The sequence below is a fragment of the Agrobacterium sp. fls2-241-TYG-188a genome (assembly GCF_030209845.1).
Genome location: NZ_JARVRD010000002.1, coordinates 1382109 through 1396050, shown reverse-complemented (window position 1 = coordinate 1396050; position 13942 = coordinate 1382109). Strand labels below are relative to the sequence as shown.

The window sequence follows — 13942 nt, the reverse complement described above, 5'->3', positions numbered from 1 at the left end:
ATATGTCGCACCATCCGTGCAAAATTATTCCTCCTGTAACCGTTCCGGGGCGAAAGCTGTATCGCGAAACTGACATAAAGCTGACATAGCCGCGATGTTGATGGCTGAAAAAACGCGAAAAAATGGTTTTCTTCTGTTTCGTTTGGCCTTGATGCCTCAGCGGTGCGGCAAGCGCTGTTCCGCCGCTTGACGCGGGTTTCCTTCTGGTAAGGAAACCGCTATGTACGGCGCAATTATCCCGTTATTCCGGCGATTCCCGCGCAGGCGCGAGGGTTCGTCACAAAATGGAAACTGCCATGCGTCTCAGCCGTTACTTTTTGCCCATTCTCAAGGAAAATCCCAAGGAAGCGGAAATCGTCTCGCACCGCCTCATGCTGCGTGCCGGCATGGTGCGTCAGCAGAGCCAGGGCATTTACTCATGGTTGCCGCTCGGCAAACGCGTCATGGACAAGGTCAACAAGATCATCCGCGAAGAGCAGGATCGCTCTGGCGCCATTGAGCTTCTGATGCCGACCTTGCAGTCTGCAGAGCTGTGGCAGGAAAGCGGTCGCTACGATGATTACGGCAAGGAAATGCTGCGCATCAAGGACCGTCAGGATCGCCAGATGCTGTATGGTCCCACCAATGAAGAGATGATCACGGATATCTTCCGTTCATACGTGAAGTCCTACAAGACCCTCCCGCTGAATCTCTATCACATCCAGCTGAAATTCCGTGACGAGGTGCGGCCGCGTTTCGGCACCATGCGTTCGCGCGAATTCCTGATGAAGGATGCCTATTCCTTCGACCTGACCAAGGAAGACGCAATCCACTCCTATAACAAGATGTTCACGGCTTACCTGCGCACCTTCTCGCGTCTGGGACTGCGCGCCATTCCGATGCGTGCCGATACCGGCCCGATTGGCGGCAACCACAGCCATGAGTTCATCATTCTGGCGGATACCGGTGAGTCGGAGGTGTTCTGCCACAAGAGCTTCCTGGATCGCGGTATTCCTGCCGACGATACCAATTTCGATGATGTTGCAGGCTTGCAGGGTATATTCGACGAGTGGACGACGGATTACGCCGCTACATCCGAAATGCATGATGAAGCTGCCTTCAATGCCATTCCCGAAGGCGAACGCCTGTCGGCGCGCGGCATTGAAGTCGGTCACATCTTCTATTTCGGCACGAAATATTCCGAGCCGATGGGTGCGAAGGTGCAGGGGCCTGACGGCAAGGAACACCTTGTCCACATGGGCTCCTATGGCATCGGACCAACCCGCCTTGTTCCCGCCATCATTGAAGCATCGCATGATGAAAACGGAATCATCTGGCCAGAATCGGTCGCGCCATTCGATGTTGTCATCATCAACATGAAGGCTGGCGACGCGGCCTGTGATGCCGCTTGCGAGAAGCTCTATTACTCGCTGTCCAACGCTGGCAAGGATGTTCTGTATGATGATACGGACGACCGCGCGGGTCAGAAATTCGCCACCGCCGATCTCATCGGCGTGCCGGTGCAGATCATCGTCGGGCCGCGCAGCGTTGCTTCCGGCGAGGTTGAAGTCAAGGACCGCAAGACGGGTGCACGCGAAACCGTGACCGTTGAAGCGGCAATGAACAGGGTACTTGGCTGAGAAGCCGACAGGGAGAAAACATGGCAAAAGCCGAGGCTGATAACGGTGCAGGCTCCTCCGTAAAGGGCGCAGCCGCCCGGCCATTTTCGGCCTTCGAGCGCATGGTAGCCTGGCGCTACCTGCGCTCGCGCCGCAAGGAAGCGTTCATTTCCGTCATCGCAGGGTTTTCCTTCGTCGGCATCATGCTTGGCGTTGCGACGCTCATCATCGTCATGGCTGTCATGAACGGTTTTCGTACGGAGTTGATCTCCCGAATTCTCGGCATCAACGGCCACATGATTGTCCAGCCAATCGATCAACCGTTGAAGGACTATGACGATCTGGCCAAGAAGTTTGCAGCCGTGCCGGGCGTGACCATGGCCCTGCCGCTGGTCGAAGGCCAGACGCTGGCATCCGGTCGCGGTGGCGCCGGCAGCGGCGCACTTGTGCGCGGCGTGCGCTCGGAAGACATCGAGAAGATCAAGGAAGTCTCCGGCAACATCAAGGTGGGCGATCTCGTCGGCTTCATGTCGGGGCAGGGCGTTCTTGTCGGCTCGCGGTTGGCGTCTTCGCTGGGCGTGACGGCGGGTGACCAGATCACCCTGATATCACCGGAGGGTGACGTAACGCCGATGGGCGTCAATCCGCGTGTGAAGTCATATACGATTTCCGGCGTCTTCGAGATCGGCATGTCGGAATATGACGCGTCGATGATCTATATGCCGCTGTCCGAGGCACAGCTTTATTTCAACAATGAGGGCATCGTTCAGTCGATTGAACTCTTTGTTTCCAACCCAGATAATGTCGATGGCATCAGACCGCTGGTGGAGACGGCTGCCGGTCGGCAGATTTATATCACCGACTGGAGACAGCGAAACCAGACCTTCTTCTCCGCCCTTCAGGTGGAGCGCAACGTCATGTTCATGATCCTGACGCTCATCGTGCTTGTGGCGGCGCTCAACATTATCTCCGGCCTCATCATGCTGGTGAAGGATAAGGGCAGCGATATCGCCATCCTGCGCACCATGGGCGCAAGCTCCGGCTCGATCATGCGGATATTCTTCATGACGGGTGCTGCGATCGGTATCGTCGGAACCTTTGCGGGCGTCGGCCTCGGCGTGCTCGTCTGTCTGAATGTGGAATCGATCCGCCAGTTCTTCTCGTGGATATCAGGGACGGTGCTGTTCGATCCGCAATTGTACTTCCTCAGCCAGCTACCGGCGGAAATGCAGTTGAGCGAAACGATGACCGTGGTCTTCATGGCGCTGGGTCTGTCTTTCCTGGCCACGATCTTTCCGGCATGGCGGGCATCCAAGCTCGATCCGGTCCAAGCCCTGCGATACGAATAAGGACTGCCCCACACCATGGCACAAAAAACAGCGTTGAAGCTTTCCGGCGTGGAACGGACCTACGGGCAGGGCGAGCATAGCCTCTCCATCCTGAAGAATGCCGATCTGGAACTCAAGAGCGGCGAAATCGTCGCGCTTGTCGCGCCCTCGGGCACGGGCAAGTCGACATTGCTTCATCTTGCGGGTTTGCTGGAACACCCGGATGCGGGCGAAGTGGTCATCAATGGACGGTCCTGCGGTGACCTCACGGATGAGGAGCGGACACTCATCCGCCGCAGCGATATTGGCTTCGTCTATCAGTTCCATCATCTGCTGCCGGAGTTTACCGCGCTCGAAAACATCATGATGCCGCAGCTTATTTCCGGCTTGAAGCACGCGGAAGCCAGCGAGCGCGCCAAGGCGCTGCTTGATTACATGCGCATCGGTCACCGGGCCGATCATCGCCCGTCGGAACTTTCCGGCGGTGAACAGCAGCGCGTTGCCATTGCCCGTGCCGTGGCCAACGCACCGCTTCTTCTGCTCGCTGATGAACCGACGGGCAACCTTGATCCTGAAACCGCGTCCTACGTCTTCGGCGCTCTGGAAGCGCTGGTGCGCCAGTCGGGCCTTGCGGCGCTGATCGCGACCCATAACCACGAACTTGCCGGTCGCATGGACCGCCGTGTAACGCTCAGCGAAGGCAAGATCATCGAGTTCTGATGGAGCTCTGACACCCTCACGCACCAGAGAACGTGCGATCCTTGAGCCCCGTACAGCATCCGCTGTGCGGGGTTTTTCATTTGGGACTCAACGGCTTGCCGCGACGTGAGAGCGGAACCGCCGCGACTCCATCGGCGTTCGCAATATGACACGCGCAAATAAGCAGTTGACAATAGAACTAAATGAGAACAAAGTTAGAACATAAAGAGTATGGAGAGACAAATGACTGACATCATCCGTGACATCGCTGCATTCGCTTCCATCGCTGTCTTCGTCGCCAGCTTCTCGGTCATTCTCACTTCCATGTGATCGGGAATAGCCGATTCCCTTGGAATTGGCATGTAAACTTTGCCTGCGGCAGTGGACTTTGCCTCCAGGAAATCCGAAAATCCCGTTGATTCAGAATAAGCGGGATTTGTGCATATGGGTGAGATTATTGTCGGCGGATCACAGACCGCAGATAGGTTAAAAACACCCGGATTCGTTCACCTTAGGGTGCACTCTGCCTATTCGCTTCTCGAAGGCGCTCTGCCGCTCAAGAAGATCATGGCGAAAGCCGTCAGCGATGGCCAGCCCGCCATCGCCATTACCGATACGAACAATCTTTTCGTCGCGCTTGAGTTTTCGGAGAAGGCGCGTGACGAAGGGTTGCAGCCCATCATCGGCTGTCAGATGTCCATCGACATGCAGGATGCCACCGACGACAAGCGGGGCAATAACAATCTCGCTAAGCTGCCCTCTATCGTGGTTCTTGCTGCGGATGCGCAGGGCTATGAGCGGCTGGTGGATCTGATCAGCCGTGCCTATCTCGATGGAGAGGGCACAGGTCATGCGGTCAGCATTACGAAATCCTGGCTGGAAGAGGGTGACAATAGCGGGCTGATCGTTCTGACGGGCGCATCCACCGGCCCTATCGATATGGCGCTGAGAGACGGTCATGCCGGTCTTGCCGCAAAACGGCTGCTGACCCTGAAAGATCTGTTTGGCGATCGTCTTTACGTCGAACTGCAGCGTCAGGGAAATTTCGACCGTGCGCATGAGCGTCGCGTGATCTCGCTTGCCTTCGAGCACGATCTGCCGCTGGTTGCCACAAACGAGGCTTTCTTTCCCTCGCGCGCCGATTATGAAGCGCATGATGCGCTGATGGCCGTTGCCCACAATGCCATCGTGTCTGATGACACGCGCTTTCGGTTGACGCCTGACCATTATCTGAAAAGCCGCGAAGAGATGATGGCGCTGTTTGCCGATATTCCCGAGGCGCTTGAAAACACGGTCGAAATTTCGCAGCGCTGCTCCTATGTCCTGAAAAAGCGCGGGCCGATTTTGCCACGCTTTACCGGTGCCAGCGACGACCCGGAAGAGGCAGAGCGCGCCGAGTCGCTCGAGCTTCGACGTCAGGCCGTCGAGGGGCTGGACCACCGACTGGCCTCGCTGGGAATGGCGCCGGGATATACCGAGCAGGAATATCGCGACAGGCTGGATTTCGAACTCGGCGTTATCGAACGCATGAAGTTCCCCGGCTACTTCCTCATCGTTGCCGACTTCATCAAATGGGCAAAGCAGCAGGATATTCCTGTCGGTCCCGGCCGTGGTTCGGGGGCGGGCTCTCTGGTGGCTTACGCGCTGACCATTACCGATGTCGATCCGCTGCGTTTCTCGCTCCTGTTCGAGCGCTTCCTCAATCCAGAACGCGTCTCGATGCCCGACTTCGATATCGACTTCTGCCAGGATCGACGCGAAGAGGTTATCCGTTACGTCCAGCGTAAATACGGGCGCGAACAGGTGGCGCAGATCATTACCTTCGGTTCGTTGCAGGCCCGTGCGGCGTTGCGTGACGTGGGCCGCGTGCTGGAAATGCCCTATGGTCAGGTCGACAAGATCTGCAAGCTGGTGCCCAACAATCCGGCCAATCCCACGCCGCTTTCCAAAGCCATCGAGGAAGAGCCGCGGCTTCAGGAAGAGGCCGACAAGGAACCCGTCGTTGCCCGGCTTCTGGATATCGCCCAGAAGATCGAGGGGCTTTACCGCCACGCGTCCACGCACGCCGCCGGTATCGTCATCGGCGACCGCCCGCTTTCCAAGCTGGTGCCGATGTATCGAGATCCGCGCTCGGACATGCCGGTAACGCAGTTCAACATGAAGTGGGTGGAAAGCGCTGGTCTGGTCAAGTTCGACTTTCTGGGTCTGAAGACGCTGACCGTTCTCAAGGTCGCGGTGGATTTCGTTGCCAAGAAGGGCGTGAAGGTGGATCTGGCGGCCATACCGCTGGATGACCAGAAGACCTACGAGATGCTGTCGCGCGGTGAAACCATCGGCGTTTTCCAGGTGGAAAGTGCCGGTATGCGCAAGGCTCTCATTGGCATGAAGCCGGACTGTATCGAGGATATCATTGCGCTGGTGGCGCTTTATCGCCCGGGTCCGATGGAGAATATCCCGGTCTATAATGCCCGCAAGCACGGCGAAGAGGAAATCGAGTCGATCCATCCGACCATCGATCACCTCCTCAAGGAAACGCAGGGTGTTATCGTTTATCAGGAACAGGTGATGCAGATCGCCCAGGTCCTGTCCGGCTATTCGCTGGGTGAAGCCGATCTTCTGCGCCGCGCCATGGGTAAGAAGATCAAGGAGGAGATGGACAAGCAGCGCGAGCGTTTCGTGGAAGGCGCGATGCGCAACTCCGTGTCCAAGGCCCAGTCCGATACGATTTTCGATCTTCTGGCCAAGTTCGCCAATTACGGCTTCAACAAATCCCACGCGGCGGCTTATGCCATCGTGTCCTACCAGACGGCCTATATGAAGGCCCATTTTCCGGTCGAGTTCCTCGCAGCGTCCATGACGCTGGATATGGCGAACACGGAAAAGCTCAATGATTTCCGTCAGGATGCCGGGCGGATGGGTATCGAGATCGTCGCGCCATCGGTGCAGACGTCACACCGCCGGTTCGAACCGGGCGAAAACCGCATCTATTATTCCCTGGCGGCTCTCAAAGGCGTTGGCGAAGGCGCGGTCGATCACATCGTGGAAGTGCGTGGCGACCAGCCATTCGCAAGTCTTGAGGATTTCTGCCTGCGGATAGACCCCAAGCACGTCAACCGGCGCGTTCTGGAAAGTCTCATCAATGCCGGTGCTTTTGATTGCTTCGGCAAGGACCGGGCAGAGCTCATCGGCGGGCTGGATCGCATCATCGGATATGCGCAGCTGGCGCAGAGCCGTCGCGTCAGCGGCCAGCATGACATGTTCGGTTCCGGCAGCGCGAGCGGCCCTGAAAAGCTGGTTCTGCCAGCCTATCAACCATGGCTCGCGTCGGAAAAGCTGCTGCGGGAATATCAGGTTCTCGGCTTTTACCTCACCGCGCATCCGCTCGATACCTATCGCGCCATTCTGGACAAGCTGCGTGTGCAGAACATCGCCGATTTTACCGCGTCCGTTAAACAGGGTGCGACCGCCGGCCGTCTGGCAGGCACGGTCACCGGCAAGCAGGAGCGAAAGACCAGAACCGGCAACAAGATGGGTATCGTGACCTTTTCCGATGCGTCCGGACAGTACGAAGCGGTCCTGTTTTCCGAGGGGCTCGGCCAATATCGCGATCTCCTGGAGGTCGGAAAATCGCTGGTCATCACCGTGCAGGCGGAAGAGCGCCCGGAAGGCATTGGCCTGCGCATCCAGACCGCTCAATCGCTCGAAGAGAAATCCGTGCAGATGCAGAAGGCACTTCGGGTTTATCTGCGCGATTCCGGGCCGATGAAAACCTTGGCGCACCATCTCAACAAGGGAGACGGCTCGGTCTATTTTGTTTTGATCAAGGATGATGGTCAGCGGGAAATCGAGGTCGAACTGCCCGGGAAATATCGCATCTCACCGGAAATCGGAGCAGCGTTCCGCTCCGCTTCCGGTGTAATCGATGTCGAGCTTATCTAGCTGGCCTGAAACTATAGACCGGCTTTAGAACAGGCTGTTTGCGGGATAGGCAAACGCGCCCTTGTCGGTAAAGCCGTGGCGCGACAGGCAGGAGCGCAGCGCCGCGTTATAGTAGTAGGATGTGGTGTAGGGCGTGCCGCGAGGTGGTGTGGCGGCTTCCACCGAGCACTTCATGACGGCACGATCATAAACGTCGACAAGAATGGGATCGCTCACCACATCCGGTCCGGCATAGACGCTGTAATTTTTCGGTGATTCCGCTGCCGAAACGCAGGCCAGTCCCAGAACTGCCGCAGCCAAATATCTGATTTTCATTTCCCGGCTCCCAAGCTTTGGTAAGAGCCATGTCAACGCGGCGGGTCGGAATTCCGTTCCCACGTAGCCCTTCCAGTTGCCTGAGCCTACTGCTCGTTTACAGAGAGCTGTCTCTCGTCAGTGTAATGAAATCGGTTCCCTGACCTGTTTCCAGCCCGTGACTGAGGTCGGCAACGGTGATGGAACTCCCGGTGGCAAGCTCCGCTTCCAGCCGGTCGCGGATGGTCTGCGGTATTTCGATCCGGTCGAGAACCGCCCGCAACTGGTCGGAGCCGCCCGGCGCCTCTGCGGTCTCGATTCCCAGCCGCCTGCGCGCTGCCGCTGGCAGGTGATTGTCCAGCGTCAGCCCGTTCCACTGCGCCTTACCGCTATCGTGGTCGATATCGATGACTTCGAAAAAGTGGGTGCCGAGAGCCACATGCGGGTCCTTGATATGGATTGGTGCTTCGAACAACGGCTTGAAGTCCCTGCGCACCATGATCTGGCCGTTCGGTGGCGCGTCGGCGCCTGTGGATGCATAGAGCGCGTCGATGAAATCGTCCGTCAGCAGTGGCCCGGTCGTCTTCATCTCTTTCCAGCGTTTGAAGCCATTGACGGCGCTGATTGTCATCTGGCCTATATAGCCATCCGCCGCGCCCGCATCGAAGCCGATGTTGGTAAGCAGATGCTGCACATCCATGATCTTTTCCCGGTCGCCGCGCCTGGTAATGAGAATCCGCAGCGGCGAGCGGTTTTTCTCGGCAACCGGCTTTGGCTTGACGGAACTGGTGGTCTCGTTGACGGCGACCTCGACCAGCTTCAACGAGGCATCGAAACTTGCCGGACGAAGCTCCACATCCGAAAGCATCAGCCCATCCTGCGACGTGTCCTTGGGCTGTAGCAGGGCAGGGTGATCCACCCGGCGAAGCGAAATGGCCGCATCGGAAATGATGACGTGAACGCCGCGCCCGGTCTGCCCATAAAGCGTCTTGGCGAATTTTGCAGGCAGACGAATACAGCCGTGCGAAGCCGGGTAATTCGGGACGTGGCCCTCGTGCAGCGCAATGCCAGACCATGTCAGCCGCTGCATGAAGGGCATGGGCGCTGCCGAATAAATGTTGGATTCGTGGTACTTGCGCTTGTCGAGAATGGAGAAGATGCCGCTTGGCGTCTCATGGCCTGCCTTGCCGGTCGACACGGATGATGTCGCAACAAGCGCGCCGTCTTCGTAAAGCGACAAAGTCTGCTCGCTCTTGGAAACCACGACCTGCAGGCTTCGCGCATCGTCGGCGAAAGCTGTCTGTGCAAAAACGGATGTAGAAAGGAGACAGGCTCCCAAAAGGGCACGCAACATCATGTCACTCCAACGCAATACAAGACATGCCATGATGAACGGCACGGGAGCCGCGACAGGGCTTGAGACCCTTTGCGAACTGTTCTGCCTCAGCCTATGGGATCAAATTTAAGGAAACTTTTAAATGTCATCACGACTATGTGTATCGCGCTATTTTTTAGCGCCGAAGGTGTAGCCGGTTTCCACCGCACCCTTGCCAAATTTGTCTCGCAGCTTGTCCATGGCCGCTTCTGCCGCAGCACGGCGTCCGGCGTGCCGGTCCACCAGGTCGGGCGGATCGGCAAGGGTAGGGTTACACAGGTCCGCAACGCCAATTCCGATCAGCCGGAAGCTCGTGCCATCCGTTTCCTTTTCCAGCAGTGAAATTCCGGTGCGGAAGATTCGGTCGGCGAGCTGTGTCGGATCTTCCAAACGCTTGTTGCGCGTGCGGGATTTGAAATCCGCGGTCTTCATCTTGAGAACGACGGTGTGGCCCGCAACCTCGTTCTTCTTCAGCCGCCATGCGACTTTTTCGGAGAGTGAGCGCAAGACGGGAACGAGATCCTCATAGCGTGAGATGTCGTTGAAAAAGGTCGTCTCGGAAGAGACGCTCTTGGCCGGGTCGTTGGTGTGGACGTCGCGGTCATCAATCCCGCGCGAGAGCCGGAACAGGCGCTGACCCATCATGCCGTAGCGGCGCATCAGGTCGGCTTCCTGCATATCCTGCAACTGGGAAATGACACGGATGCCATCGGCCTCCAGCGTTGCCGCAAAGGCCTTGCCCACGCCCCAGATGGTTGTCACCGGTCGGGGACCGAGAAAGCTGACGGCTTCCTTTTCGCCGATGACCGAAAAGCCGCGCGGTTTTCTGAGGTCGGAAGCCACCTTCGCCAGGAACTTGCAGTAGGAAAGGCCGACCGAAACGGTGATGCCGATTTCCTTCTCGACCCGTCGCGCAAAAGCGGCAAGAACCCGCGCTGGCGGGTCATGGTGCAGCCGCTCGGTGCCGGAGAGATCGAGAAAGGCCTCGTCTATGGAAATGGGCTGCACCAGTGGTGTCAGATCCTGCATCATCAGGCGGATTTCGCGTCCCACCTTGACGTATTTCTCCATGTTCGGCTTCACCACCACGGCCTGCGGACAGGCTTCCAGCGCCTTGAACATGGGCATGGCGGAGCGGACACCGTGAATGCGGGCAATGTAGCAGGCGGTCGAGACAACGCCCCGCTTGCCGCCGCCGATGATGACGGGCTTGTCGGCGAGATCGGGATTATCCCGCTTCTCCACTGCGGCGTAGAACGCATCACAATCGATATGGGCGATCGGCAGATCGTAGAGTTCGTCGTGATAGAGGAGGCGAGGGCTGCCGCAGGTGCGGCAACGCCTCAATCCCTCCGGCTGGCCAGCCAGACAGTCACGGCAAAAACCGGGATCGTAATGCGAGAGTGCAGGGGCCATGGCTCAGAAACAAAAAGAGAACATTCCGCACCATAATATGATATGAGAGACACCTCAATAGAGGACGACTCACACTCAATATTCGCCAGAACTCAAACCCGGTCCGGAGAAATGGTGCCATGCAGCTTGAACGTCTTCCGGCCTGGTTCCGGTCGCTTCGCAAAAGGCGAGCAGGTCGGGTTCGTGGCTCATGAGAAAATCGGTGAGCGCGGCAAGAAAGCCAGTATCATTGACGGCCTGGCGCAACATGTTGGGCTGCACCCCCGTCAGTGCCAGAAAACGGGCAAGCATATCCGGTTCACCGGCAAGCCAGCCAAGTATGGCGACCGCCGTTTCATGCGGATCCTTCACTGGCTGCCTGTCATTTTTTTTATCACGCAACATTTGTTTACCGCAGTTACCTATTTCTCAACCAAATCTCACTAGCGTAACGCGTTGGGGGATAATGGAATCGGTTCTCTGGCACACTATATGCCTATGAAATGGTTTCAAAGCGAAACAAGGACTCATCCCATGCCTAAACAGGTCATGATAGTTGAAGACAACGAGCTGAACATGAAGCTCTTTCGCGACCTGATCGAGGCGTCTGGCTATACAACCATCCAGACCCGCAATGGCATGGAAGCACTGGACCTGGCCCGCAAGCATCGCCCCGATCTTATTTTGATGGATATTCAGCTGCCTGAGGTCTCCGGCCTCGAAGTTACCAAGTGGCTCAAGGAAGACGACGAACTTCATGTCATTCCCGTCATTGCTGTGACGGCGTTTGCGATGAAGGGTGACGAGGAACGCATTCGCCAGGGCGGATGCGAGGCCTATGTTTCCAAACCGATTTCCGTACCAAAATTCATAGAAACAATTAAAACTTATCTTGGCGATGCATAGGGCAAAGGCAGGCGAATGACTGCGAGAATTCTGGTCGTTGATGACATCCCTGCAAATGTGAAGCTTCTCGAAGCCAGGCTTTCGGCCGAGTATTTCGATGTGCTGTGCGCAGAGGACGGAAAGACCGCGCTTGCCATATGTGGCAAGGAGCAGGTGGATATCGTCCTGCTGGACGTGATGATGCCTGATATGGACGGGTTCGAAGTCTGCGAGCGATTGAAGGCCGATCCGAAGACCGCTCACATTCCCGTCGTCATGGTCACGGCACTGGATCAGCCCTCCGACCGCGTGCGGGGCCTGAAAGCAGGCGCGGATGATTTTCTGACCAAGCCGGTCAACGACCTGCAGCTCATTTCGCGCGTGAAAAGCCTGGTACGCCTCAAGACCATGAGCGACGAACTGCGGATGCGCGCCGAAACGGCATCGACGATTGGCGTCGGTGAACCGATCGTGGAAGGCGCGCAGATTGCGCTTCCTGGCCGCGTGCTGCTTGTGGACGGTCGTCCAAGCTCGCAGGAGCGCATCATCAAGGCGTTGAAGCCGGTGGCGGATATCACCGCACTTGCTGATCCCGCCAATGCGCTGTTTGAAGCTGCGGAAAATGACTATGAGATGGTCATCGTCAACTCGAACTTCGACAACTTCGATCCGCTGCGGCTGTGTTCGCAGCTGCGTTCGCTTGAACGCACGCGGTTCCTTCCGCTGCTTCTGGTTACCGAACAGGGTGACGAAGCCATGATCGTGCGGGCGCTCGAGCTTGGCGTGAACGACTATATCGTGCGCCCCATCGATCCTAACGAGCTGGTTGCCCGGACGCTGACCCAGATCAAGCGCAAGCGCTACAACAACCGCCTGCGGGAAAATCTCAATCTCACCATCGAAATGGCCGTGATTGACGACCTGACGGGCCTCAACAATCGCCGCTATCTCGACAATCATCTCAAGATACTGTTCGACCGCGCAGCCGCACGCCAGAGGGCGCTGTCCATCTGCATGACCGACATTGACCGGTTCAAGCAGGTCAACGATACCTATGGCCATGATGCTGGTGACGAGGTGCTGCGGGAATTTGCAAGCCGTATCCGCTCCACCGTGCGCGGCGCGGATCTGGCCTGCCGCTATGGCGGAGAAGAGTTTGTCGTCGTCATGCCTGACACCCCGGTGGAATTGGCGGCAGCCGTGGCCGAGCGCTTGCGATCAATCGTGGAAGATCGGCCCTTCGTCCTTCGGTCTGGCAGGGAACTGCACATCACCGCATCCTTAGGCATCGCCTCCAATTCGCCAAGCGTGGAAACGCCGGAGCAACTGATGCGACAGGCGGACATGGCTTTGTATGAAGCCAAGAATGCTGGCCGCAACCGCGTCGTCGCATCGGCCGCCTAGGCCGACTTCCTGACAAACTGCCCTGCCACAGCTTGCCGCCTCCATCTGGCCAGGCCGATATCGCATTTGTGATCTGTCAAAACTGGAAGAATAATTCCCGATACTGCGCGGCCTGCTGCGATGGCGGAGAAATTCGTCGGGATATTTCTATAGTTAAAAGCCCGTTGACGCCTGTCATACCCGATGACGCCATCTCTGAGACTTGATGGCAACCACAGGTCGTCAAGTAGATTAGAAATTATTATTTTATAATAACAATCAAAACCCTTCAAAACTAAGGGGCTAATTGTGTATTGTTTTGGCGTATTTTAGTTATTCCTCTGTCCCAAGGCTGGATATTTAACCATATTTCGCGGTGAACTCGGTTCTGCATTAATAATTTGTTGATTTTCTTCACTTGATACGCGACACTTACTTTCAGAATACAACTTCTGCACTTGTCACACTTTAAGTGGGACAACCTGTCAGAAAGGTACTAGACGGCTGGTTTTCCAGATGGAGGGCCAATCCTTCGAATACCCCATGGTGCTCAGGTCCGCCGCATCTCCTGGGTCTTGGGGTGGTCGACCGGCGACGCTAATGAACGGTTCCTCGTGCTGTCCTAGCTGTCCCGGTCGACCCACTTTTCTAGTCCGCCAACCGGCGCTGCATTCACACCCACAATCATTATCATTCTTTGCCCCGCGATTTCACTTGCGACGCAAACTGGCGTAGCTAGCTGGAATGTTGCGAGAGCCTGAAAACAAAAAACGCGCCACAAGGGCGCGTTTCTGTGCATGGGATGCAAAGGAAATTACTTGATCTTCGTTTCCTTGAATTCAACGTGCTTGCGTACGACCGGGTCGTACTTCGTCTTCGTCATCTTGTCCGTGAATGTACGGCTGTTCTTAGTGGTGACGTAGAAAGTACCGGTGTCGGCCGTCGACAGCAGCTTGATCTTGATTGTTGTAGCTTTCGCCATGGTCGTCCTGCCTTTAACAAATAGTGAAGCCGCGGAGCTGTGTGGCTCCGGCTAAATCTGGCGC

The 13942-nt window shown here is 56.9% G+C and carries 11 protein-coding genes; 6 read left to right on the top strand and 5 right to left on the bottom strand.

The window, feature by feature from the left end; genetic code table 11:
* Window positions 1-296: 296 nt before the first annotated feature.
* The 4 genes from proS (at window position 297) to dnaE (ending at window position 7564) form a co-directional block, all read left to right on the top strand.
* Window positions 297-1619 carry a proline--tRNA ligase gene (gene proS, locus QRN85_RS13500; RefSeq protein ID WP_062589494.1) on the top strand — a complete coding sequence of 441 codons (1323 nt, stop codon included), beginning with the start codon at window positions 297-299 and terminating at the stop codon, window positions 1617-1619.
* A 20-nt stretch (window positions 1620-1639) separates the two neighbouring features.
* On the top strand, window positions 1640-2947 hold the full coding sequence (locus QRN85_RS13495) for a lipoprotein-releasing ABC transporter permease subunit (RefSeq protein WP_062589495.1): 1308 nt from the start codon (window positions 1640-1642) through the stop codon (window positions 2945-2947).
* 15 nt (window positions 2948-2962) lie between these two features.
* Entirely contained in the window at window positions 2963-3646 is a 684-nt protein-coding gene (locus tag QRN85_RS13490; protein ID WP_062589496.1) for an ABC transporter ATP-binding protein, read from the top strand.
* Window positions 3647-4069: 423 nt separating this feature from the next.
* Entirely contained in the window at window positions 4070-7564 is a 3495-nt protein-coding gene (gene dnaE, locus QRN85_RS13485) for a DNA polymerase III subunit alpha (RefSeq protein ID WP_284758710.1), read from the top strand.
* Window positions 7565-7588: 24 nt separating this feature from the next.
* On the opposite strand, the gene QRN85_RS13480 is transcribed toward dnaE, so the two are convergent.
* The 4 genes from QRN85_RS13480 to QRN85_RS13465 form a co-directional block, all read right to left on the bottom strand.
* Window positions 7589-7879 carry a hypothetical protein gene (locus QRN85_RS13480; protein WP_284758709.1) on the bottom strand — a complete coding sequence of 97 codons (291 nt, stop codon included), beginning with the start codon at window positions 7877-7879 and terminating at the stop codon, window positions 7589-7591.
* Window positions 7880-7976: 97 nt separating this feature from the next.
* The gene (locus tag QRN85_RS13475) at window positions 7977-9215 is read right to left on the bottom strand and encodes a L,D-transpeptidase family protein (protein WP_284758708.1); all 1239 of its coding nucleotides are present in this window, start codon (window positions 9213-9215) and stop codon (window positions 7977-7979) included.
* Between the two features lie 147 nt (window positions 9216-9362).
* A complete protein-coding gene (locus QRN85_RS13470) occupies window positions 9363-10649 on the bottom strand; it encodes a DNA polymerase IV (protein WP_284758707.1) in 1287 nt (428 codons plus the stop codon).
* A gap of 75 nt (window positions 10650-10724) precedes the next feature.
* A complete protein-coding gene (locus QRN85_RS13465; RefSeq protein WP_062589500.1) occupies window positions 10725-11033 on the bottom strand; it encodes a DUF3572 domain-containing protein in 309 nt (102 codons plus the stop codon).
* Window positions 11034-11162: 129 nt separating this feature from the next.
* On the opposite strand from QRN85_RS13465, the gene QRN85_RS13460 reads away from it, so the two are divergent.
* A complete protein-coding gene (locus tag QRN85_RS13460) occupies window positions 11163-11534 on the top strand; it encodes a response regulator (protein ID WP_003547430.1) in 372 nt (123 codons plus the stop codon).
* Window positions 11535-11549: 15 nt separating this feature from the next.
* Window positions 11550-12917 carry a PleD family two-component system response regulator gene (locus QRN85_RS13455; RefSeq protein WP_062589501.1) on the top strand — a complete coding sequence of 456 codons (1368 nt, stop codon included), beginning with the start codon at window positions 11550-11552 and terminating at the stop codon, window positions 12915-12917.
* Between the two features lie 793 nt (window positions 12918-13710).
* On the opposite strand, the gene rpmG is transcribed toward QRN85_RS13455, so the two are convergent.
* Entirely contained in the window at window positions 13711-13878 is a 168-nt protein-coding gene (gene rpmG, locus QRN85_RS13450) for a 50S ribosomal protein L33 (RefSeq protein ID WP_003496403.1), read from the bottom strand.
* Between the last annotated feature and the right edge of the window lie 64 nt (window positions 13879-13942).